This is a genomic window from Pseudomonas sp. MC6 (assembly GCF_054790575.1).
The window spans coordinates 1419301-1443715 of the sequence record NZ_CP186504.1; the positions used below are offsets into that span (position 1 = coordinate 1419301).

A 24415-nucleotide genomic window follows, 5' to 3' on the forward strand; every position below is an offset into this window, starting at 1 on the left:
AGGGTGAGGGGCTTTTCAATCCAGAATCCGCTGCAAAGTCCGCGTCACACCTTCTTCGCGCAAACTGTTGCAGCACCACTCAAACGCCGCGACAAACTCCGCCGAACGCGGAATCACCGTGCCAAAAATCTCCTCAACCGCCAACAACCGCTGCGTGATTAAAGCATCATCCTCCACCAACGCCTGACAAAACGCCGCGCGCGGATCCGGGATCGAATAGGTATCACCATTCTCATCGACCCCCTTCAAATACAACGCCCACGCAGCGACCACCAGAGCCGCACGCTTGGTCTCCTGCCCATCGGCAATCAAGCGATTGATCGTCGGAATAGTGAACTTGGGAAACTTCGACGAGCCGTCCGAACACACCCGCTCCAATTGATCGGCAATCGCTTGATTGGAAAAGCGCGCCACCAGCGTATTTTTGTAATCCGTCAGATCAATGCCCGGCACCGGCGCCAGTTGCGGGGTCACGTCCAGATCCATGTAAGCACGCATGTAACGCACGAACAGCGGGTCGTTCATGGTCTCGTGCACAAACCGGTAGCCCTTCAAAAAGCCCAGATAGGTCAGCGCCAAGTGGCTGCCGTTGAGCAGTTTGATTTTCATCTCTTCATAGGGCGAAACATCGTCGGTGAACTGCACGCCAACCTTTTCCCAGGCCGGGCGACCATTGACGAATTTGTCTTCCAGCACCCATTGCACGAACGGCTCGCAGACCACCGGCCAGGCATCGTCGACGCCGTGTTTGTCGGCCAGTTGCAGGCGATGCGCGGTGCTGGTCATCGGTGTGATGCGGTCGACCATGGCGTTGGGGAAACTGACGTTGGCGTCGATCCAGCTGCACAGATTGCTGTTACGCAGTGTGGCAAACGCCAGCAACGCCTTGCGCGTCACGGCGCCGTTGTGCGGCAGGTTATCGCAAGACATCACGGTAAACGCCGGGATACCCGCCGCGCGGCGTTTTTCCAAGGCTGCACATAAAAAACCGAACACGGTTTTCGGTGACTCGGGATGGGCCAGATCGTGTTGGATCTGCGGCAGGTGCGCCATGAACTCGCCGTTGCTGTCGTCGATGCAATAACCACCCTCGGTGATGGTCAGCGAGACGATGCGGATTTGCGGATCGGCGAGCTTGTCGATCAACGCCTGAGCGCCGTCCTCGGCCAGCAGCATGTCGCGAATCGCACCGATCACGCGGACTTCGGTGTCGTCGCTGTCACCGAGTTCGAACAGCGTGAACAGGTAATCCTGCTCCTTGAGATCGTCGCGGGCGCGGCGGTCCTCAGTGCGCAGGCCGACGCCGCAAATCGCCCAGTCGAGGGCTTCGCCGGTGTTCATTAGCGCATCGGTGTAATACGCCTGATGTGCGCGATGAAAGCCGCCGACGCCGATGTGGGCGATGCCTTGGCGCGTGTCGTTGAGGCTGTAGGCCGGCAGTTGCACTTCGCTGGCCAGACGATGGAGATTTTGTTGATTGAGTTTCATCGGGAGTTCTCGAAATCAGGCCGCAGCGCGCAGCGGACGGGTCAACGCGATACCTTCGGCATCGAATAAATGGCACTGAGCCGCGTCCAGGTGCAGGCTCAATTGTTCGCCGTAACGGCTGGCCAGATCACCGCGCACGCGCATGGTCAGGGCTTCGCCGGCGTTGGTGGTGACGTGGCAGAAGGTGTCGCTGCCCAGGCGTTCGCTGACGTCAGCGGTGACTTGCAGGGTGCAGTCGCCCGGTTGTGCGAGTTCCAGATGTTCCGGGCGAATGCCGAGGGTCACGGCGCTGCCGACACTCAAATTGGCGGTGTTGAAGGGCAGGGTGATGCGCGTACCAGCGTCCAGCGAGACTTCGCAGCTCTGGCCGTCGACGCGGGCAATCTTGCCTTTGAGGAAGCCCATTTTCGGCGTGCCGAGGAACCCGGCGACGAAGAGGTTCGCCGGGTTGTGATACAGGTCCAGCGGCGAGCCGACCTGTTCGATCTTGCCGCCATTGAGTACCACGACTTTATCGGCCATGGTCATCGCTTCGACCTGATCGTGGGTCACGTAGATCATCGTCGCTTGCAGGTCTTTGTGCAGGCGCAGCAGCTCAAGGCGCATCTGCACGCGCAGCGCGGCGTCGAGGTTGGACAACGGTTCGTCGAAGAGGAAGATTTTCGGATTGCGTACGATGGCACGGCCAATCGCCACGCGCTGGCGCTGGCCACCGGAAAGCTGTTTCGGCTTGCGCTCAAGCATCGGCCCGAGTTCGAGAATGCGCGCCGCTTCACCGACTTTCTTCTCGACTTCGGCTTTCGGTACGCCTGCGAGGTCGAGAGCGAACGACATGTTCTTTTTCACGGTCATGTGCGGGTACAGCGCGTAGGTCTGGAACACCATCGCCAGATCGCGCTTGGCCGGGCTGACTTCGGTGATGTCGCGGCCATCGAGTTCGATGGTGCCGTCGCTGACTTCTTCCAGACCGGCGATCAGCCGCAGCAGGGTGGATTTACCGCAGCCCGACGGGCCGACGAAGACCACGAATTCCTTGTCGTTCACCTCAAGGTCGATGCCTTTGATGATGGAGAAACCTTCGAAGCCTTTTTGCAGATTCTTGATTTTCAGGTTGGCCATGAGGATGGGCCTCCGCAATTTATTATTCAGTTGAATCGAACGCGTTTTTGTAGGAGCGAGCCTGCTCGCGATAGCGGAGTGTCATTCAACAATGATGGCGACTGACACGGCCTCATCGCGAGCAGGCTCACTCCTACAGGGGGATGTGTCGGGTTCGGGATCTTCATTTCACGGCACCGAAGGAGAGGCCGCGCACCAGTTGCTTCTGGCTGATCCAGCCGAAGATCAGGATCGGCGCACACGCCAGGGTCGAGACTGCCGACAACTTGGCCCAGAACAAGCCTTCCGGACTTGAATACGAGGCGATCAACGCGGTCAGTGGCGCGGCTTTCGACGAGGTCAGGTTCAGCGACCAGAACGCCTCGTTCCAGCACAGAATCAGCGAAAGCAGCACGGTCGAGGCGAGGCCGCCCTTGGCAATCGGCAACAGCACGCGGACCATTTCCTGCCACAGCGTGGCGCCGTCGAGGCGGGCGGCTTCGAGGATGTCTTTGGGGATGTCCTTGAAGTAGGTGTAAACCATCCAGACCACGATCGGCAGGTTGATCAGCGTGTAGATCACGATCAGCGCGATGCGTGTATCGAGCAGGCCGAAACTCTTCGCCAGCAGGTAGATCGGCATCAGCACGCCCACCGGCGGCAGCATCTTGGTCGAGAGCATCCACAGCAGCGTGCCTTTGGTGCGCTGGGTTTCGTAGAACGCCATCGAGTAAGCGGCGGGCACCGCGATCAGCAGGCACAACGCGGTGGCGCTAAAGGAAATCACCACCGAGTTCCAGGCGAAACTGAAGTAGTCGCTGCGCTCATTGATGTGCAGGTAGTTCTCCAGCGTCGGCGTGAAGATGAACTGCGGCGGCGTGGCGAACGCGTCGATTTCGGTTTTGAAACTGGTCATCACCATCCACAAGATCGGGAAGAAAATCACGATCGCGATGGCCCAGGCCAGGGTGCCGAGCAGCAGGCTTTGCAGCCGGCGGGATTGTTGAAGAGTCATGGCAGGCCTCAGGCTTTGTCAGTCAGGTTTTTGCCGATCATCCGCACCAGAATGATCGCGGCGATGTTGGCGATGACCACGGCAATCAAGCCGCCCGCCGAGGCCATGCCGACGTCGAACTGCACCAGCGCCTGGTTGTAGATCAGGTAGGCGAGGTTGGTCGAGGCGTAGCCGGGGCCGCCGTTGGTGGTGGTGAAAATCTCGGCGAACACCGACAGCAGGAAGATCGTTTCGATCATCACCACCACAGCAATCGGCCGCGCCAGATGCGGCAGGGTCAGGTGCCAGAAGATCGCGATCGGCCCGGCACCGTCGAGGCGCGCGGCTTCTTTTTGTTCCTGGTCGAGGGACTGCATCGCGGTCATCAGGATCAGGATGGCGAAGGGCAGCCACTGCCACGAAACAATGATGATGATCGACAGCAGCGGGTAGTGCGCCAGCCAGTCCACCGGTTGCGCGCCGAACAGTTTCCAGACGTAGGCGAGAATCCCCGAGACCGGATGGAAGATCAGGTTCTTCCAGATCAGCGCACCGACCGTGGGCATGATGAAGAACGGCGAGATCAGCATGACCCGGACGATGCCGCGACCAAGGAATTCACTGGCCTCCAGCAATGCACTGATCAATACGCCCAACACCACACTGATCAGCAAAACGCTACCGACCAGCAACAGCGTGTTGGTGGCACCGGGCATGAAGCCCGAGTCGGTCAGAAAGTAGGTGAAGTTCTCAAGCCCGACGAACTCGTTTTCGCCGGGGTAGAGCAGGTTGTAGCGGATCATCGAGAAGTAGATGGTCATGCCCAGCGGCACGATCATCCACAGCAGCAACAGGGCCACCGAAGGGCTGACCAGAAACCAGCCGGGATTGCGTACGCGGACCTTGCGCGCAGGTGGCGACAGGTCGAGGTGGGCTTTGGCAGTTGAAGTATTCATGGCGATCACAACCGAGTCATACAGACCTATGAAGATCTAATGTAGGAGTGAGCCTGCTCGCGATAGCGGTTTTCCATCCAACACCGTCGGTGACTGATACACCGCTATCGCGAGCAGGCTCACTCCTACAAAAGGCAGGAGCGAGCTGTTGCGGTTACTTGGGATAACCGGCGCGCTTCATCTCGCGTTCAGTGGTTTGCTGCGCGGCGGTCAGAGCTTGATCCACCGTGGTCTGGCCGATCAGCGCTGCCGAGAACAGCTTGCCAACCTGGGTGCCCACGGCCTGGAACTCAGGAATGGTCACCAGTTGAATGCCAATGTACGGCACCGGTTTCAGCGTCGGTTTGCTCGGGTCAGCCGCTTTCAACGATTCCAGCGTGACCTTGGCGAACGGCGCGGCGCTCATGTAAGCGTCGCTGTAGGTCGAGGCGCGGGTGCCCGGCGGAACGTTGGCGATGCCGTCAGTTTTGGCCACCAACTCACCGTATTCCTTGGAAGTTGCCCAGGCGCTGAACTCTTTCGCTGCATCCTTGGCTTTGGAACTGGTCGGAATCGCCAGCGCCCAGGAGTACAGCCAGGCCGAACCTTTGTCAGTCACTTGATGCGGGGCGAAGGTGAAGCCGACGTGATCGGCGACTTTGCTTTGAGTTTTGTCGGTAACGAACGAACCGGCGACGCTGGCATCGACCCACATTGCGCATTTGCCGCTGTTGAACAGTGCAAGGTTTTCGTTGAAACCGTTGCTGGAAGCGCCCGGCGGGCCAGATTTCTTCATGGTGTCGACGTAGAAGTTCAGCGCGTTTTTCCACTCAGGGCCGCTGAATTCCGGTTTCCACTGCTCATCGAACCAGCGCGCGCCATAGGCGTTAGCGACGGTGGTGATCAGCGCCATGTTCTCGCCCCAACCGGCCTTGCCGCGCAGGCAGATGCCGTACTGCTCTTTGTCTTTATTGGTGAGTTTTTCGGCGAAGCCGGCGATCTGTTCCCAGGTCGGACGCTCGGGCATGGTCAGCCCGGCATCCTTGAACAGGTCGGTGCGGTAATAGGTGATCGAGCTTTCCGCGTAGAACGGCAAGGCGTACAGCGAACCCTTGACTGACAGGCCTTCACGCACCGACGGGAACACGTCGTCGAGGGCGTAACTGGCCGGCAGATCCTTCATCGGTTCCAGCCAGCCTTTGGCGCCCCACAGTGCCGCTTCGTACATGCCGATGGTCAACACGTCGAACTGCCCGCCCTGAGTGGCGATGTCGGTGGTCAGGCGTTGGCGCAGGACGTTTTCTTCCAGCACGACCCAATTGAGTTTGATGTCCGGATGCTCGGTCTCGAAGGTTTTCGAGAGCTTTTGCATGCGGATCATGTCGCTGTTGTTGACGGTGGCGATGGTCAGGGTCTGGGCGCCAAGGCTGACGCTGCTGAGGGTCATGCAGGTGAGGGCAAGCAGAGCTTTTGCAGTCGGTTGCATCGTGCACTCCTTTTCTGCACCCAGCGGGTTACAGAAGGACAGTTATTGTTTTTGTGTCTTCCTGTGCAGGAAGAATGTGCGCTGATTACAGCCTTCAATTGCAGGACTGACAAATCATCCCTAGCACTTTTGTCGATACTTTTTTGCACTGGGCTTTGGTGTGGTGAATGCAAGGCAGGGCTTTCCAGCGTCGAGGTGTTATCGAATGCGTACAGGTTTCTGATGCCGACACAGCCCCTTGTAGGAGTGAGCCTGCTCGCGATAGCGGAATGTCAGCCAGCATTTCTGCAAGCTGTCACACCGCTATCGCGAGCAGGCTCACTCCTACAGGGGAATCGGGTTGTCAGTGGTGGTTCTGTTCAGTCAGGCGCTGCACCGCGAGCCGGCGGTAATGCGACGGCGTCATACCTTTGAGCTGCTGAAAGCGCCGATTGAAATTGGAAATATTGTTGAAGCCGGATTCGAAACACACCTCGGTCACCGGTTTGTCACCATCAGCCAGCAGCTCGCAGGATTTGCTGATGCGCAGGCGATTGACGAACTCGATGAAATTGCGCCCCGTGGTCTGCTTGAATACACGACTGAAATAAGTCGGCGTCATGCCCAGATGGTCGGCGACTTCTTCCAGCGAAATATCCCGGGCGTAGTGGCTGAAGATGTAATCGACCGCCCGGTTGGTGCGATCGATGTTGTGCTCATCGGCGAGTTGCGGGGTGGTGGCGCCGGACAACAACTGGAAATCATCGCTGGCGGCAAGCAACTCCATCAGGATGAAAAAGTGCCCGAGGCGGGTGATGCCCTTGCTGTCGGCGATTCGCTGCATGAGCGTCATGGCCTGGCGGATGGTACGCTTGCAGCGAAACTCGATGCCGTACTGCGCACGTTCCAGCAGGGGCGCCAGGGTTTTCAGTTCGGCAAACACCTGATGGCCACTCTCGAACAGCTCGTCGGTGAAGTTGACCAGCATGTCGCGCTTCTCAACGACCTCGTCCTCGGCCACCTGGCTGATCCAGTTGTGCGGCAAGTTAGGGCCGGTGAGAAACAGGGTTTCGGGGTAAAAATTGCCGATGTAGTCGCCGATGAACACCTTGCCGGAGCTGGCGACGATCAGGTGCAGCTCGTATTCCTTGTGGAAATGCCAGCGCACCAGCGGGCATGGAAAACCGTGCTGGCGGTAGATGATGGACAACCCGTTATGGTCATCCATCAACTCGTATGAAGGGTCGGTCACGCGGGCGGTTCGGGTCATGGCGGGGCGCTTTTTTTGTTCTCGCCGCCGATCATGCCTCTTTCCGGTCCGTTTGTGCCAGTAGGTAAAGTTGGCCGATCAGGCGTTACGCTGACGCACCTTGTTCAGGTTGGCTGCGCGGCAAAACTCGACAATGCGCGATTCTTCGATGAAATCAACATTGATGATATTGCACTGTTGCGCCCAGTCACTTTTCGCAGGGTCAAACCAGACGTCAAGATCGCTATGAATATCCACCGGCCCGCCGGCGATACTGTAGCTGGTTGCTGATAAAGACCAAGGGGCCCAGACGCTGAAAGAATTCTCCAGTACGTTGCCGATGAACTGTTGTAACTCTTTCGCAGTGGTAATGTCTTTTCCGGACCATTGGTGATTGATCGAATCGATAAAGACACCGCTGTGAAGAGCCTGATGAGAGCGCGCCGCAACCAAAACCCGCTGCATGGGGCTGATGCGTTTTAGTTGTTCCAGACTAAGCGAGCGGTTGCCTCTCGGTATCAGTCGTTCACCCAGAAAACGAATGATTATTTCGTTGAAGTATTTGAAGTCGAAGTTGCTGCCTGCCAAATCATGGAAGTCGACAATGATGAACTCGTCAGGGTTTTTAGCGAGAAAATCGTTGATGTCGGTTACCAGATGTCCTAGCGTCCGGGAGTTGCGGTGTCCACCGTGATGCATGGGGAATTTACCGAGACCCTCGGCGTTTTGATCGTAGGTCAAACGTATGTCGAGAACTCTGGAACCGTTTCGAAGCTGGCTGTAGAACGTATCGTGCTGACACGCCAGCCAGTGGCGCGGCGGGCCGAAAAAAGGGTAAGAGGCTTTCCAGTCAGTGCCAGCGTTGTGTGTGCCCGGCAAGGTCAGTTCGAAAAGCGACAGGGTGTCGATAGCGGGTGTCGCCGTCATCCATTGATTATTGCTGTATTGAGTGTTCATTGTTTTACCTGCATTAACTTGTTTAGAGGCGCGCTACCGTCATGATTTAGATAAGTAGCGCTTGCAGGTTTTTATAAGGGCAGGAGTTGTATGTTGGCAATATTAAAATTGATGCTGGTTGTTTTTGTTGTTTTGATATTGATTTAATGTTGGTTCGGCTGTTGTTTTTTTATAGAAGTTTATCTTTTGTGGTATGACGATTCTTTGCTTCGATCCATTGCGACATATATTGAGTGCTTTTATGTGAGTGATGGCGAAGCATGCTGCCCGTAAAGTTCTTGGCTCTGAGTTCCTGCAAGTTTAGTTGGCAATAACGCAGTTTCTCTATCAGCGCCAAACCATGTACTGACTGTGGGTAGCGTTGTTTCAATAGCGTATATCCTGCCAGACGGGCTTCCTGCCAACGCGCCTCGTTCTGGTAAAGCGCAACGGCATTGTTGGCGAATTCGATTGCACTGCTCGTGACACAGCCTGGCCAGGTCTGATCGCCGTGCATGCCCTCGGCGCCAACCGGTGTGGTGACGCTAGGCGTGCCGCACAGCATGGCATCGACCAGTTTGCCCTTGATCCCGGCCCCAAAGCGCAGCGGCGCCAAACAGACGCGGGCGGCAGACATGACCTGCAATGCATCTTCGGCCCAGTTCATGATGTGGAAACCGTCGCTGGCGTTATGCAGCGCGGTGGCTTTTGGCGGCGTATAAGCGCCGTAGATGTGCAGTTGTGCCTGGGGCAATTGCTGGCGAATCAGCGGCCAGATCGTGGTTTTCATCCATAGCACGGCATCCCAGTTGGGCGCATGACGGAAGTTGCCGATGCTCAGGAAGTTCGCCCGATCTGCAAAGTTTGCAGAGGTGGCCGCAGGCGGGTCGATCATTAACGGGCACCAGTGCAGCAACTGTCGAGGCAAACCGAACTGTTCGATCAACAGCTGGATTTCCACTTCGGAGATCATCAGGTTCAGATCGCAGCGATACAGCGCAGCGATTTCGCGTTTGGCCAGATCGGTCTCGGCCATCAGCCCGAATTCGTCGCGCAGGTCTGGAGCAAATACATCACTGAAATCATTCTGGTCCGGATTGACCTTGAGACGAGACTTCAGACGCTGATGACGCGCATGTCGCAGGCTTTGCAGGTCCGACGTTTCCAGCACTCGCAGGGCCTGAGGGCAGTATTTTTCCACCCGCCAGCCGAACTGCTCCTCCATCATGAACTGGTCAAACAAAACGATGTCCGGCGCCAGTTCGCTGATGAAGTGATCAAAGCTGCTGTTGTTGAGTTCGATGGCGACTTCGCGGATGCCGAGTGCGGCAAGATCCGCCTTGTGCTCGCCTGGGCCGGCCGGGCTGCTGAAGGTGATGTCCCAACCCTGTTGCAGGAATGTTTCGAGGATCTGCATGACGTGCCCGCTCGCCGCTGAGGAGCGTGGTTCTGGCCAGACGTAACCGATGACCAGGACTTTGGTAGCGAGAGGCAGAATCATGCAAAATTTTCCTATTCAGCAAACGAGTGGACGCAGTAAAAAGCGCGATTAAACCATGGTGGGAGATCGCGAGAGACGGGAGACTTACTTTGCAGGAACATTCTGGCAAATCGGCAAAGCGTTTGCAGAGGAAAAATGCCAGTCCCCGATCGGGACTGGCATTGACGTGTTCGACAATCGAGTCATAGGGGGCGGGCAGACCTAAAACTTACCGAGATTGATCTCCAGCGTCCCGAGGAATTTGTCAGCGGCAAGATTGTTTAATGCCCTATCGATGGTGATCATGTTGATACCAAATCCGGCGGGATTCGATTTTATTTGATCCATCAAGGAAACCGCTACTTCATAAGAATCTGCGTTGTATAAGGCAGGATTACGCTGGATCATGTTCGGAAGGCTGGCTCGAATTGACTGGAATTGATGTAAATGAGTAAAGCTGTCCGTGTCTGCTGTTCTGTAGGGGTTCGCAAAGGAAGGATCAACCATTTCAGGCTTGCGCGCGAGATCAATCAATGGTGCGGCGTCGTACTCCACACGATCGAGAGTCTTACCGTAGTAAAGGTCTAATGTGCCAGGTGCACCGTGTGACATCTCATGGATGAGAACATCTGCGACTCTGGATTCATCGTATTTCGTTGTACGATAAAAATCGTCCAAGTGATCAGAATAGATATTGACGAACCTCTTGATTGAACCGTTATTCACCGTCTTATTGTTCACCGTCTGTTTCCAGAGTTTGTAATCGGGGACATTCAGTGCCGCAACGGCTTTGATATTGGCTTTTTTGAATGACACGTTAGCCAAGGTGAAAGAGTCTAGATCCTTGCGCATTTCTCGCAACTTGCGTTCAATATGTTGGATGGCTTCGTCAGAGTCAGTTCCGAACAAATATTTGAACACTTGGCGAACTTCCTCTTTCCAATCTGGGTCGACCAATAAGCCAAGCGCGTTATCGAGTTTTGTTTTCGCAGCTGGAACGGCTTTTTTCATGTAACCGTGGGTGTAGCCTTTGGGCATGATTCGTCGCCAGTTCAGGGTCGGTAGTCTGAACTTGTAATCGAAATTTTGCAGTTTTGCTCCCCACGGCTCGCCCAGCCTGTTCAAAGCGTACCATTCGTCACTATGGCGTATGCCCCATACTTGAAAGAGGTCTTGGGATGATTGCGCAGGGCGCCAGGTGCCAAGTCGAATGGCATCAGTGTCGATAATACTTTTCAGCTGCGCCCGGGGCGTCACTCCCGACCAGTTACGCATGTCGGAGATAGCGTTTTCCACGGAGACAAAACTTTTGCTCAAACCTCTGCGCAAGAGTTTTTCGCCCTGCAAAAGAAGGTCCGTTGCTCCGTCGAGCGGGTTGAGCAGATTACTCACCAGCCCCAGCCCGGTTGTAGCCATTGCGCTGGCTTTGGTGGCCACGCTGATATTTCTTGCAGCAATGCTCGCTATCTGGGCCACGGCGCCGACGACCAACAGGACAGTCATAGCGATTTCCAACGCACATGTCGCCGCCCCTTGAAGCTGGCGATCCAGATCATCCGAGTTCAGATCCTCGATACATGATTTGAAAGGCACGACAAAGTTCAGAAACGTGTCCAGATCCTTTTCCCGCTTTGCGCGCAGGGCCTCGAGCCTGGTCTGACCCCAACATTCCCTGACCAGTTCGTCGTAACTGGCAATAGGGCAGTGCTTGAGCACATAGTTCACCAGAGGGTCCAACTCTGTGGAATATAAACTCTGGTAGTAACCGTTCACCATGACGTCATGAGCCAATATCGGCGCCGGCAACCCACCCACTTTCTCGATCACCCCCAAACTGCTGTCGACCAATCCAGGTGTAACCCCGTGGGTATAAGCCTCGATGTTAGTGGGTAATTGGAATATGGGCGCTGGCAGCGAGAATGCCTTCAGATTGCTGCGCAAACTTGTATCCAACAGGTTTTCGCGTTGGATGAGCGCTGCCAGTTCGGGGTTCTCACGACAGACACCGTGCAGAGTGAATAACTCGTAGCAAGTGACGCTACCTTCGAAGCGTGAACAGATGACTACGCCGTAGCGGCCAATCGCTGCCTCTATCTCCTTGTGACTTTCAGTCGGCTTTCGATTGGGCGCCTTCAGGAAAAGATCAACGGTTTGCGCCAATACGTTGGCGGGCAGTGGCTGGAGCGATTGTAGCTTTGCGACCGAAGCCCGGACGCTGAACAACGTCACCTGGCCTTTGAGCAAACGCGTCCGATCAGCCAGTGGCAATGCGGTGAGCGCCAATTTCAAGTGCATGTGCAGTGCACGCGAATGGCTGACGTACTCGCGGTTGAACTGACGGTAAAACTCGCCATCCGGCGAGATCAGGTTGGCTTGCATGCGTGGAAAAGCGCTATAGATACTTTCGCCTTTCTTCAAATCCCAGTCACCGGTTATCAAGTCGTTGGACATATGCAGTTCGACAGGCGAAATGAGGAACGAGTCAGCGTAAGCGTCCTCCAGCGACCTATTGGTTTTCTGATGCAAGACCTCGTCGTCGAGATAGGTACATCCTTTGGCAACTTGCTTGAGAATATCCCGCGAGATGCTTTTTCGGGTCGGCAAGGGGCGCGACAACGTTTCGGCAGTATCGGCCGCTGTCCGAGCATATCGGGCGTACGCATTTATCGCGGTTTCAAGCGCGTCCTTGGGGGAATTTTCCACGGTGTCCGGCGTGACAATTCTGTTGAACAGTGCCCAGTCCAGTACCGGGTCCATAGCTGCGAGGGCATCGAGTGTCTTTTGCGGTTCGGTCATTGCGTCAAAGCTTGAGCGGCGGTGCAGTTCCACATAGGTCATTGTGCGCGTGGATCCCGGCGCAATGACTTCCTGCGCCGCCACGATCCGGCAGAATTCGACCCATTGCGCTGTCCCCAGCAACAGGGCGGGAGGTAACTCTCTGACAAGAAATGCCGGTGCCGCCTCTGCCAGCAACAAGTGCGCTGCCAGTGCTGCATTTCGCTGAGTGATCCGGGTGTTTTCGATCAAATGGTTTTCAAAAGCCGTATGAACTTCGGCGAATGTCTTTTCACTGTGTTCAAGCGCATACAAGTTGAATCCAGCCACATGATTACGCGCTTCCTGTTCACCGGCCTTCGAATGCAGGTTTAGCAGAAGCGACGTCAGTATGACCAGTTGAAGTGACTCGTCAGTTTGCGGTTCATTGTCCTGAGCACCATACCAACCCAAGTCGCGGACATAGGCGTTGGCCCAGGTCAAGGCGATGGGACTGGCAACCATCTTTTCAAGTATATCGGCCGCTTCCGAGCGCTTGAATGGCGCTGTGCTGGCGCCGAATATGCTGTAAGAAAGGAGTTCCAGTAACGACTGGTCCTGAATGTACTCGCGAGTGAGTCTGCGTAATTGGGCGCGTTGAAGATTGGATAGAACGAGCGAGTTTTTCTCGTCTTTGATCATTTCCCAATAGCTACCGTGCAGCGGACTGACCGGTTGTGCAAGCTCCATAAAAGCAATGAGTTTTCGCCCTTCAGCAACTGTCTGAGGAATGATGTGCTGGTGGAACATCAACCATTGCTTTACCTCGATCTGATCCATGAGAGACACAGCGCCGCCGGTCAAGTGGGCTATTTGCGTTAACGTATCAAATTCGTCCTTGAGATTGGGTGCGAGTTTGAATGCGTTAGAAAAACTTAATGTTTTTCCTGAGTAAAAGGCATTAATCGTTCCAGAGGAAGTTATTTCAAAGTTCGAGTGATCGGGAAGTCCGAGCGTCAAACGCATTTTTTTGAAGGACACTTCATCCTGAATTTTTCGCAACAGGTCTCTGCCGGGTTCAAGAGTATCTTCAAGTGTCGAGCCGGACTCAAGAGAGACCATTGCCCGTTCAAGAATGATAGGTTCAGATGAGGAAAGGTTATGAGTACGGTCTTTCAGTTTTTGGATAACTTCAATTTTCTCTCGGAGATCGCTATTAACACGATCAGCTTGGGATTCGTTGCTAGAATCAGGTTTGGAAGAATATCGCTGTAGAGAAAAGCAGGTGTGTTGAAACTTCATGGTCAATCCATTTTCGGTTTTAGTGTTGCTTGATCCTCTTTTGTTAGTTGATGACTATCAATGTTTTGTGTGTAAGTTGTTTTTTCAGTTAATGTTTTTAGCAAGTTTTTTGATGGGGCTGCATAAAGCAATCCCATCATTCAAATGAAGAGTTGTATCTAATTAATGATGCTTCTGACTTTGTCGCGAAGTTGATCAATCGAAAACGGCTTGCCGATGACATGCATATCTTTAGGCACTTCAATGGATTCGGCATAACCGCTGGCAAACAGAATCGGCAGGGTGGGGCGCAGTTTGCGTGCTTCGGTCGCCAGCTCACGGCCGTCCATGCCCGGCAGGCCGACATCGGTCATCATCAGATCAATCTGCTGAGTTGAGTCTTTAAGCTTTTCCAGTGCCTGTTCGCTGCCATCCGCTTCGAGCACCGCGAACTCCAACTCCTCCAGCACATCGACAATCAGCATGCGCACGATGTTGTCGTCTTCTACGACAAGGATGATGGAGGCGGGGGTAGACATAATAAGGCTCTCAAAAGTCAGTTCAGGGTCGCCGGTCGATCAAAAGTGCCGGGCTTCTTCATGAGTAAGTGGCGCAGTGCCACAAGTTCCCCGCCCGACGCAAAAAAAGCATAGCCGCAGATGGGGGCGCAAGGATAACTGTTCAGAGGCGCGAACATGCCGGTGAGTGTAGGAATTTGCGGCGAAAGGTGTGAGAAAAATGGATCCACACCGCCGTTTTGGGGCAAACTCCCTGTTTTTCAACAGTTCGACAAGGCTGCCCCATGTCCTCTCCGTCTACGGTTGATGAGCAACGGTTTCGCAAACTCCTGAGCCGCAACATCAGTCTGCCCTTGGGCGTCGGTGTGCTCAGCGCCGTGTTTTTCGTATCGCTGATTACTTACCTGCTGTCGGTGATCCAGTGGGTGGAGCACACCGACCGGGTGATCAATAACGCCAATGAAGCGGTGAAGCTCACCGTGGACCTGGAAACCGGCATGCGTGGTTTTCTGCTGAGCGGTGATGAGCACTTCCTCGACCCGTACGAAACGGCCAAGCCGCGCATTACCGTGGCGCTCGATACGTTGCTCGAACTGACGGCCGATAACCCGGTGCAAACCGATCGTCTGCGCCGCCTGCAGGCGTTGCAGACCGAGTGGGCCAATTACGCGCAATCGATGATCGATCTGCAGCGATCCAGCGGCGATTACCGGGGCGCGGTCAAGGCCGGTCGCGGCAAGCGCCTGACCGACGAGATCCGCAAGCAATTCGAAGACGTCATCGAAACCGAACAGGTCCTGCGCACGACGCGCAATGAAGAGGTGCGCCGCACCACGATCTGGAGCATCAGCCTCTACCTCGTGTTCATCGCGGGTATCAGTGGTTTGCTGGCTTATATTGGCCGACGTGATCTGGTCAACCTTTCGACCAACTACAGCGCCAACCTGGCCGCACAGCAAGCCAGTGCCGTGCGTCTGGAGCAACAGGCGTGGTTGCGCAATGGTCAGACCGAACTGGCCGAGCAGGTGCTGGGGCAACTGACGCTGAATCTGTTGGGGCGCAACATTTTGCAATTTTGCGCGCAATACCTCGGCACCGCCGTCGCTGCGCTGTATGTGCGTGAAGAACATGGCGGCCTCAAGCGTGTGGCCACTTACGGGTTCTCCCGCGAGCAGGAAGAGCAAGACCAGTCGATCTACAGCGGCGAAGGCATCGTCGGTCAGGTGGCGCAACAGGCGCGGCTGATTCGTCTGGACTCCGTGCCGTCGGACTACTTCAAAGTCAGCTCAGGGCTGGGCGAAGGTTTGCCGCACAGCGTGCTGGTGGTGCCCACCAGTGATGACGATCGGGTCAATGGCGTGATCGAACTGGGTTTCCTGCGTCCGCTCAATGATCGCGATATCGAACTGCTGGAGCTGATTGCCGGCAACATCGGCACCTCCATCGAAGCTGCGCGCTACCGTCAACGCTTGCAGGAAGTGCTGGCCGAAACCCAACAGCTCAACGAAGAGTTGCAGGTGCAGCAGGAAGAGCTGAAAACCGCCAACGAAGAACTGGAAGAACAATCACGGATTCTAAAGGAATCCCAGGCGCATCTGGAAACCCAGCAAGTCGAACTGGAGCAGACCAACGAGCAACTTGCCGAACAGGCGCAGACCCTGGCCGAGCAGCGCGACGCCATGGACCTGAAGAACACCGAACTCAATCAGGCCCAGGTCCAGCTCGAAGAACGCGCCGAAGAGTTGCAGCGCTCGAGCAAGTACAAGTCCGAATTCCTCGCCAACATGTCCCACGAACTGCGCACGCCGCTGAACAGTTCGCTGATTCTGGCCAAGTTGCTGGCGGAGAATCCGCAGGACAACCTCAGCGCCGAGCAGGTCAAGTTTGCCGAGTCGATTTACTCGGCCGGTAATGATCTGCTCAACCTGATCAACGACATTCTGGACATCTCCAAAGTCGAGGCGGGCAAGCTCGAAGTGATTCCCGAGAACACCAGCGTCGCGCGTCTGGCCGAAGGCCTGCGCAATGTGTTCGAGCCCTTGGCGGCAGACAAACAGCTGACCTTCAGTGTCGATTTGCAACCCGGCACGCCGGCGATGTTGTTCACCGACCGTCAGCGTCTGGAACAGGTGATCAAGAACCTGCTGTCCAACGCTGTGAAGTTCACCGAAAAGGGCACCGTCAGTTTGACGATCGCTGGCCAGCCTGATGATCGGATTGCGTTCATCGTGCGCGATTCGGGTATCGGCATTGCCGCCGATCAGCAGGAAAGCATTTTCGAAGCGTTCCGCCAGGCTGACGGCACCACCAACCGCAAATACGGCGGCACGGGGCTGGGGCTGTCGATTTCGCGAGATCTGGCGACCCTGCTCGGCGGTTCGATCAGCGTCAGCAGCGCGCCGGGGCAGGGCAGTGTGTTCACGTTGGTGCTGCCGCAGCAGTACGACGAATCCAGTGAAGTCTCGTCCGCGCCGTTGACCTTCACCCCGCCGACGCAGTCCATAACACCGAGTATCGCGCCTGCCGTCGCGGTTTCGCCATTGGCGCCGGTGCACATTCCGCGCTTCGCCGACGACCGCGACAAGGCACCGTTCGCCACGCGCTGCATTCTGGTGGTGGAAGACGAGCCGAACTTTGCGCACATCCTCTACGATCTGGCGCATGAACTCGGTTATCAGTGCCTGGTAGCGCACGGTGCGGACGAAGGTTACGACCTGGCGAAAGAGTTCGTGCCTGACGCGATCCTGCTTGATATGCGCCTGCCCGATCACTCTGGCCTCACCGTGTTGCAGCGTCTGAAAGAACACGCCGAAACCCGCCATATTCCAGTGCATGTGATTTCCGTCGAAGACCGTGTCGAAGCGGCCATGCACATGGGCGCGATCGGTTACGCGGTCAAGCCGACCACTCGCGAAGAGCTCAAGGACGTGTTCGCCCGCCTCGAAGCCAAGCTGACCCAGAAGGTCAAACGTGTGCTGTTGGTCGAGGACGACGATTTGCAGCGCGAAAGCATTGCGCGGCTAATCGGCGACGAAGACATCGAAATCACCGCTGTCGGCCTCGCGCAAGATGCTTTGGAGCTGTTGCGCACGACGATCTACGACTGCATGGTTATCGATTTGAAGCTGCCGGACATGCTCGGCAATGACCTGCTCAAGCGCATGTCGACCGAGGACATATGCTCGTTCCCGCCAGTGATTGTCTATACCGGGCGCAACCTGACCCGCGATGAAGAAGCCGAACTGCGCAAGTATTCGCGTTCGATCATCATCAAGGGTGCACGTTCGCCAGAACGTCTGCTGGACGAGGTCACACTCTTTCTGCACAAAGTCGAATCGCAGTTGTCCCATGAACGGCAGAAGATGCTCAAGACTGCGCGCAGCCGCGACAAGGTCTTCGAGGGTCGCAAAGTGCTGTTGGTGGACGACGATGTGCGCAACATTTTCGCCCTGACCAGCGCGCTGGAGACCAAAGGTGCAGTCGTGGTGATCGGCCGGAACGGCCGTGAGGCGATTGAAAGACTCAATGAAGTCGAGGACATCGATCTAGTGTTGATGGACGTGATGATGCCGGAAATGGACGGTTTCGAAGCCACCATTGAAATCCGAAAGGATCCGCGCTGGCGCAAGCTGCCGATCATCGCGGTAACGGCCAAGGCCATGAAGGACGATCAGGAGCGCTGCCTGCAGGCGGGCGCCAATGATTACCTGGCCAAGCCCATCGATTTGGATCGGCTGTTCTCGTTGATTCGCGTGTGGTTACCGAAGATGGAACGCATTTAGTGGAACGCAGTACACCAGCCGAACGAAACAGTGAAATCGAACTGCGCTTGTTGATTGAGGCGATTTATCTCAAGTACAGCTACGATTTTCGCGATTATTCCGGTGCTTCAATCAAGCGCCGGGTACAGCACGCGCTGAGCCAGTTCGAGTGCGCGACGATTTCGGCATTGCAGGAAAAGGTTCTGCACGATCCGACGGCCTTCATGCAGCTGCTGCAATTGCTGACGATCCCGGTCAGCGAGATGTTTCGCGACCCTTCGCACTTCCTCGCGATCCGCAGGGAAGTGGTGCCGTTGCTGCGCACCTATCCGTCGATCAAGATCTGGATCGCCGGGTGCAGCACGGGCGAGGAGGTCTATTCGATGGCGATTTTGTTGCGCGAAGAAGGCCTGCTCGATCGCACGATCATCTATGCCACTGATATCAACCCGCGTTCGCTGGACAAGGCCAAGCAGGGGATTTTCTCGATGGAGAATGTTCGCGCGTACACGGCCAACTATCAGCAGGCCGGCGGTCAGCGATCGTTTGCCGACTACTACACGGCAGCGTACGGTTACGCGATTTTCGACAAGAGTCTGTGCGAGAACGTGACCTTCGCCGACCACAGTCTGGCGACGGACAGCGTGTTCTCCGAAACCCAATTGATTTCCTGCCGCAACGTGCTGATCTACTTCAACAAGAAGCTGCAGGATCGGGCGTTTGGCTTGTTCCATGAATCGCTTTGCCATCGCGGCTTTCTGGTGCTCGGCAGCAAAGAGACGCTGGATTTTTCCAGTTACGCCAACCAGTTCGAAGCATTGGTGAAACAAGAACGGATCTACCGCAAAACATGAACGAGGCCGTGGCTTTACCTCGCGTCGAGGCGATAGTGGTCGGTGCTTCCGCCGGTGGCGTTGAGGCCTTGCTCGCGCTGCTCGGGCCGCTGCGCCAAGGCTTCGTGCTGCCGATCATTGTTGTGCTGCACCTGCCTGAAGAGCGCCGCAGCCAGTTGGCTGAGGTGTTCGCCCGGCGCCTGATGCTGCCGGTCGAAGAGGCGACGGACAAGCAGGACATCACCCCCGGCACGGTTTATTTCGCCACACCGGGTTATCACCTTTCGGTGGAGCAGGATCGCAGCCTGTCGCTGAGTCTTGAGGACCGCGTGCATTATTCCCGGCCTTCGATCGACTACCTGTTTGAGTCGGCCGCCGACGCGTACGGTTCATCACTGGCCGCTGTCCTGCTCACCGGCGCCAATCACGATGGCGCGCGCGGGCTGGCGCAGGTCAAACGCTGTGGCGGATTGACCATTGTCCAGGATCCCGAAGAGGCGCAAGTCGCCACCATGCCCCAGGCTGCACTGAACATTCAGCAGCCGGATCATGTCCTACCCATTCACGGCATCGGCCGTCTGCTTGTCGAGCTGGAACGAATCGCATGCTGAGTAATATCCAAGCCAAACTGCTGATCGTCGACGATCTGCCGGAGAACCTGCTGGCACTCGAAGCGCTGATCAAGCGTGAAGACCGTACCGTCTATAAAGCGTTGTCGGCGGATGAGGCGCTGTCGTTGCTGCTGCAACACGAGTTCGCCATGGCCATCCTCGACGTGCAGATGCCGGGCATGAACGGCTTCGAACTCGCCGAGTTGATGCGCGGCACCGAGAAAACCAAGAACATCCCGATCATTTTCGTCAGCGCCGCCGGCCGTGAACTCAATTATGCGTTCAAGGGTTACGAGAGCGGGGCGGTGGACTTTCTGCACAAACCGCTGGATATCCATGCGGTGAAGAGCAAGGTCAATGTCTTCGTCGATCTGTACCGCCAGAGCAAGGCGATGAAGCAACAGCTCGAAGCGCTGGAACAGGCTCGACGCGAGCAGGAAGCGCTGCTGCAACAGCTGCAAAGCACCCAGCTGGAGCTGGAGCAGGCGGTGCGTATGCGTGATGACTTCATGTCCATCGTCGCTCACGAAGTGCGTACGCCGCTAAACGGCCTGATTCTCGAAACCCAGTTGCGCAAGATGCACCTGGCTCGGGACAACGCAGCGGCATTCACCCTGGACAAGATGCACGCCATGGTCGACCGCGATGAACGGCAGATCAAAAGCCTGATCCGCCTGATCGAAGACATGCTCGACGTGTCGCGCATTCGCACCGGCAAACTGTCGATCCGCCCGAGCCGTTTCGATCTGGTGCAATTGGTCAGCAACCTGCTGCAAAACTTCGCGCAACAGATTGAAGCTGCCGAAACTGAAGTGTCGTTTACCGCGCCAGCGCCGGTGGAAGGCAATTGGGACGAGTTCCGTATCGAGCAGGTGGTGACCAATTTGCTCACCAATGCCCTGCGCTATGGCGGTCGCAGCCCGATTCAGGTGCGCGTTTACCGTGAAGGCGATGAGGCGCGGGTCGAGGTGCAGGATCGCGGCATTGGCATCAGCCAGGAGAACCAGAAGCGTATTTTCCAACAGTTCGAACGGGTTTCCGCCAAGACGGTAGTGGCCGGGCTCGGGCTGGGTCTGTTCATTTCCGAACAGATCATCGCCGCCCATGGCGGCTCCATCGTCGTCGAGAGTGAAATCAACGAAGGCGCCCTGTTTCGCGTTTGTCTGCCAATTCAGGAAAACGGCACATCCGACGCAACCTCTGATTGACCGTACGGTCGTATCAGCAGCTATTGACCGAACAAAGGCTTCCCATGAGCGTAGATGCACAAGATGTAGTACTCGTCGTCGAGGACGAACCGGTTATCTTGATGGTCCTGACGGATTACTTGTCGGGGCAGGGGTATCGCGTGTTGCAGGCGGAAAACGGCGAGCAGGCGTTCGAGATTCTTGCGAGCAAGCCGCATCTGGACATGTTGATCACCGATTTCCGCTTGCCGGGCGGGATCTCCGGCGTGCAGATCGCTGAACCGGCGGTCAAATTGCGCCCGGACCTGAAGGTAATTTTCATCAGCGGTTACCCGCAGGAAATCCGCGAAACCGGCAGCCCGATCACGCGCAAGGCGCCGATCCTGGAAAAGCCGTTCGACCTGGATGTGTTGCAGGAAAAAATTCAGGAATTGCTCGCCTGAAGCCCTGTAGGAGCTGCCGAAGGCTGCGATCTTTTGATGTTGATGATCAAGAACAAGATCAAAAGATCGCAGCCTGCGGCAGCTCCTACAGTTTCAGCGTTTCAGCTTTTGATCATCTCCCGTACCTTGGCGGTCAGCAGATCGAAGGTGAACGGTTTGGTGATCATTTGCATTCCCGAATCGAGGAACCCGCCACGCACCGCTGCGTGCTCGGCGTATCCGGTGATGAACAAAACCTTCAGCCCCGGCCGATACTGACGGCCGACTTCTGCCAGTTGCCGGCCGTTCATACCCGGCAGTCCGACGTCGCTGATCAGCAGGTCGATGCGTTGCGTCGAGTTCAGAATCGGCACGGCGCTGTCGGCATCCCAGGCTTCGACGAAGGCATAACCCAACTCCCCAAGTACCGCGCAGACCAACACGCGCACGGCCGGGTCGTCTTCAACGATCAGCACGGTTTCGCCATCCAGCGCATCCGGGGCTTGTTGAATAGCGGAGTCCGGACTGGACAGTTCTTCGCCGCGAAAACGCGGCAGATAAAGCCGGACCGTGGTGCCTTCATCAATTTCGCTGTCGATCGAGACATGTCCGCGTGACTGCTTGCTGAACCCGTAAATCATCGACAGGCCCAGCCCGGTGCCCTGGCCAATCGGCTTGGTTGTGAAAAAAGGATCGAATGCACGGTTGATGACACTTTGCGGCATGCCGCTGCCGTTGTCGGTCACACTGAGCATCACGTAATCACCGGGTTCAAGGTTGCTGTAGGCCTCGGTGAATTCGCGCTTGAGCACCTGATTGCTGGTCTCGACCACCAATTTTCCGCCGTCGGGCATGGCGTCGCGGGCATTGATCACCAGGTTGAGCAGGGCACTTTCCAGTTGATTGGGGTCGGCCTCGGCCACCCACAGCTTGTCGTTGAGGCGCATGTCCAGCTGAATGCTTTCGTTGAGGCTGCGTTGCAGCAGCTCACCCATGGACAGCACCAGGGTGTTCATCTGCACGGCTTTTGAATCGAGCGATTGTCGGCGTGAAAACGCCAGCAGGCGGTGGGTCAGACTGGCGGCACGGTTGGCCGAGGTCACGCCCAGATCGATCAGGCTGTCGAGGTCGTCCAGACGCCCACGGGCCAAGCGCCGGCGCAGCAACTCAAGGCTGCCGATAATACCGGTGAGCATGTTGTTGAAGTCGTGGGCGATGCCGCCGGTGAGTTGGCCGACCGCTTCCATTTTCTGTGACTGGCGCAGCGCTTCTTCATTGTGGCGCAGCTGTGCGGTGCGCTCCTCGACCTGTTGCTCAAGGGTTTCCAGCGTCGATTGCAGGCGCCGTTCGCTTTCACTCAGGTCAATCAGCCGATCGCGGGCCTCGTACTGTCGTCGTCGGCCGCGCAATGCGGCAGAAACCATACTGACCAGTGTTGCCGGATGAAACGGACGCTCAAGAAATGTCACGTTGCCCAGCAGATCGCTAAGGCGTGAGGAGGGGCCTTGTTCCTGGCCGCCGTGATGGGTCAAGAGCACAATAGGCAGATCCGACCAGGCCGGCTGCTGCTCCAGATGCAGGAACAAAGCTTCCAGTTCCGGCCCGCGCAAGGCTTCGGCGGCGACCAGCAACAAACCGGCGCCCTGCTCGAGCTCCGTGCACAGCGAACCCAGACCGGGTGTGACGACTCCGCCGTAGCCGGCCTCTTTGAGGATCATCAGCGCAATCTGGCTGTCGCGACCCACGGGCGCCAGAATCAGCGCCCGTTCGGCCAGCGGCACCTGGACCGTCACAAGTGCTCTTCCTGCAGCAACGGATTACTCGCGCCGAGGTAGGTGGGGACGCCGCGTAGTACGCCCTGAAAGGCTTCCAGCGGTTCACCGATGGTCATGCCTTGCGTGGAAATGCGGTATTCACGAATGGTCGATTCGTGGCTGCCGGTGCGTTTCTTGATGATCGAGATCGCGCGGCGGACTTTGCCCAGTGCTTCGAAGTAGCGCAACAGAATCACCGTGTCAGCCAGATAAGTAATGTCGACCGGCGCTTGCATGTCGCCGACCAGACCATGCTGGGCAACTGTCATGAAGGTCGCCGCGCCTTTGCGGTTGAGGTACAGCAGCAGCTCGTGCATGTGCAGCACCAGCGCGTTTTCTTCTGGCATTGCCGCCTGATAGCCGTTGATGCTGTCGATAACCACGGTTTTGATTTGACCTTCATCGACGCAGCGGCGTACGCGATGAGAGAACTCACCCGGCGACAGTTCCGCGGCGTCGACCTGTTCGATCAACAAATTGCCGGTGGCTTGCAGCGCCTTGAGGTCGATGCCGATGTTTTTCATCCGTTCGAACAGCAGGCCGAGTTCTTCATCGAAGATAAACAGCGCGGCTTTTTCCCCGCGTAATACGGCAGCGGCGGCGAAGATCATCGAAATCAGCGACTTACCGGTACCGGCAGGGCCGAGAATCAGCGTACTGGAGCCGGTTTCGATGCCGCCGCCGAGCAGAGCGTCCATTTCCGGAATGCCGCTGGTCAACTGCAAGCGCGCATACTCGCCGCGGTGTTCAGCCGCCACCAGCCGCGGGAACACATGCACGCCATCGCCCATGATGGTGAAGTCGTGAAAACCACCGCGATACTTCTGGCCACGGTACTTGACCACCCGCACGCGTCGCCGCTCGGCGCCGTAGTTGGGTGTCAGTTCTTCAAGACGAATCACCCCGTGGGCCACGCTGTGCACGGTTTTGTCGAGGGACTCGGTGGTCAGGTCATCGAGCAGCAACACGGTCGCGTTGTAGCGCACGAAGTAATGCTTGATCGCCAGAATCTGCCGGCGATAACGCAAAGAGCTCTGCGCCAGCAAGCGGATCTCCGACAGGCTGTCGAGCACCAAACGCGTAGGTTTGAAGCGTTCGACTGCTTCGAAAATCTGCTTGGTGGCTTCGCCCAGTTCCAGGTCGGAGGAATACAGCAGGCTCTGCTGGTGTTCAGCATTGAGCAGGCTTTCCGGGGGTGTCAGCTCGAAGATCTTGATGTTGTCATCCAGCGTCCAGCCATGGGACAACGCCCCTTGCCTTAGTTCGCGCTCGGTTTCCGAGAGCGTGATGTACAACGAGCGTTCGCCGGCTTTCGCGCCGGCCAGGAGAAAATGCAAAGCGACCGTGGTTTTGCCGGTACCGGGTTCACCCTCCAGCAAAAAAACATGACCGCGAGACAGACCACCGGCGAGGATGTCATCCAGACCCACAATGCCGGTAGCGGCTTTCGCACTGATCAACTCGTTAGAAGTAGACAAAAAATGCCCTCTCATGACTAGGGGAAGCGAGGCCGTCGGGAGAATCGAGCGGCCTGATTAACTTGACCCTTTGGCGTGATGGCAGTTCCGAAATTCCTTGCGAGATGTGTC

General features: G+C 56.6%; 17 protein-coding genes. 5 read left to right on the forward strand and 12 right to left on the reverse strand.

The annotated features are described in order from the left end of the window. Positions 1 to 15: 15 nt before the first annotated feature. The 10 genes from ACOYXE_RS06500 to ACOYXE_RS06545 form a co-directional block, all read right to left on the reverse strand. Entirely contained in the window at positions 16 to 1488 is a 1473-nt protein-coding gene (locus ACOYXE_RS06500) for a mannitol dehydrogenase family protein (protein WP_460928271.1), read from the reverse strand. A 15-nt stretch (positions 1489 to 1503) separates the two neighbouring features. Continuing rightward, positions 1504 to 2607 (reverse strand): ABC transporter ATP-binding protein, encoded by a 1104-nt coding sequence (locus tag ACOYXE_RS06505; protein WP_331695689.1) that lies wholly within the window; start codon positions 2605 to 2607, stop codon positions 1504 to 1506. A gap of 163 nt (positions 2608 to 2770) precedes the next feature. Further along, positions 2771 to 3601: a carbohydrate ABC transporter permease gene (locus tag ACOYXE_RS06510; RefSeq protein ID WP_095120887.1), complete on the reverse strand. Its 831-nt coding sequence runs from the start codon at positions 3599 to 3601 to the stop codon at positions 2771 to 2773. 8 nt (positions 3602 to 3609) lie between these two features. Continuing rightward, positions 3610 to 4536, reverse strand: coding sequence for a carbohydrate ABC transporter permease (locus ACOYXE_RS06515; protein ID WP_160058062.1), 927 nt, complete (start codon positions 4534 to 4536; stop codon positions 3610 to 3612). A gap of 154 nt (positions 4537 to 4690) precedes the next feature. Further along, positions 4691 to 6001, reverse strand: coding sequence for an ABC transporter substrate-binding protein (locus ACOYXE_RS06520; RefSeq protein WP_160058060.1), 1311 nt, complete (start codon positions 5999 to 6001; stop codon positions 4691 to 4693). 343 nt (positions 6002 to 6344) lie between these two features. Further along, positions 6345 to 7250 (reverse strand): helix-turn-helix domain-containing protein, encoded by a 906-nt coding sequence (locus ACOYXE_RS06525; RefSeq protein WP_460928275.1) that lies wholly within the window; start codon positions 7248 to 7250, stop codon positions 6345 to 6347. Positions 7251 to 7328: 78 nt separating this feature from the next. Beyond that, positions 7329 to 8186: a phosphatidylinositol-specific phospholipase C domain-containing protein gene (locus tag ACOYXE_RS06530; protein ID WP_460928276.1), complete on the reverse strand. Its 858-nt coding sequence runs from the start codon at positions 8184 to 8186 to the stop codon at positions 7329 to 7331. A gap of 169 nt (positions 8187 to 8355) precedes the next feature. Next, the gene (locus ACOYXE_RS06535; RefSeq protein ID WP_460928278.1) at positions 8356 to 9666 is read right to left on the reverse strand and encodes a glycosyltransferase; all 1311 of its coding nucleotides are present in this window, start codon (positions 9664 to 9666) and stop codon (positions 8356 to 8358) included. A gap of 201 nt (positions 9667 to 9867) precedes the next feature. Continuing rightward, the gene (locus tag ACOYXE_RS06540) at positions 9868 to 13701 is read right to left on the reverse strand and encodes a M35 family metalloendopeptidase (protein WP_460928280.1); all 3834 of its coding nucleotides are present in this window, start codon (positions 13699 to 13701) and stop codon (positions 9868 to 9870) included. 158 nt (positions 13702 to 13859) lie between these two features. Beyond that, positions 13860 to 14219, reverse strand: a complete 360-nt coding sequence (locus ACOYXE_RS06545; protein ID WP_460928281.1) for a response regulator — start codon at positions 14217 to 14219, stop codon at positions 13860 to 13862. Between the two features lie 263 nt (positions 14220 to 14482). Here ACOYXE_RS06545 and ACOYXE_RS06550 point away from each other — a divergent pair, with 263 nt between their 5' ends. Genes ACOYXE_RS06550 through ACOYXE_RS06570 form a run of 5 tightly spaced genes read left to right on the forward strand, consistent with a single transcriptional unit; the run spans position 14483 to position 21033 of the window. Then, positions 14483 to 17980, forward strand: a complete 3498-nt coding sequence (locus ACOYXE_RS06550) for a response regulator (protein ID WP_160058051.1) — start codon at positions 14483 to 14485, stop codon at positions 17978 to 17980. Further along, positions 17980 to 18813, forward strand: coding sequence for a CheR family methyltransferase (locus ACOYXE_RS06555; RefSeq protein WP_122600440.1), 834 nt, complete (start codon positions 17980 to 17982; stop codon positions 18811 to 18813). The genes ACOYXE_RS06550 and ACOYXE_RS06555 overlap by 1 nt, the downstream gene beginning before the upstream one ends. Beyond that, entirely contained in the window at positions 18810 to 19403 is a 594-nt protein-coding gene (locus ACOYXE_RS06560) for a chemotaxis protein CheB (RefSeq protein WP_160058048.1), read from the forward strand. Before ACOYXE_RS06555 ends, ACOYXE_RS06560 begins: the two co-directional genes overlap by 4 nt. Next, positions 19397 to 20611 carry a hybrid sensor histidine kinase/response regulator gene (locus tag ACOYXE_RS06565; RefSeq protein ID WP_160058047.1) on the forward strand — a complete coding sequence of 405 codons (1215 nt, stop codon included), beginning with the start codon at positions 19397 to 19399 and terminating at the stop codon, positions 20609 to 20611. Before ACOYXE_RS06560 ends, ACOYXE_RS06565 begins: the two co-directional genes overlap by 7 nt. Positions 20612 to 20655: 44 nt before the next feature. Next, positions 20656 to 21033 (forward strand): response regulator, encoded by a 378-nt coding sequence (locus ACOYXE_RS06570; protein WP_003225116.1) that lies wholly within the window; start codon positions 20656 to 20658, stop codon positions 21031 to 21033. A 101-nt stretch (positions 21034 to 21134) separates the two neighbouring features. Here the strand turns inward: ACOYXE_RS06570 and ACOYXE_RS06575 are convergent, their stop codons facing one another. Then, positions 21135 to 22805: an ATP-binding protein gene (locus ACOYXE_RS06575; protein WP_405123581.1), complete on the reverse strand. Its 1671-nt coding sequence runs from the start codon at positions 22803 to 22805 to the stop codon at positions 21135 to 21137. Then, on the reverse strand, positions 22802 to 24304 hold the full coding sequence (locus ACOYXE_RS06580; RefSeq protein ID WP_405123582.1) for an ATPase domain-containing protein: 1503 nt from the start codon (positions 24302 to 24304) through the stop codon (positions 22802 to 22804). The genes ACOYXE_RS06575 and ACOYXE_RS06580 overlap by 4 nt, the downstream gene beginning before the upstream one ends. Positions 24305 to 24415 lie beyond the last annotated feature (111 nt).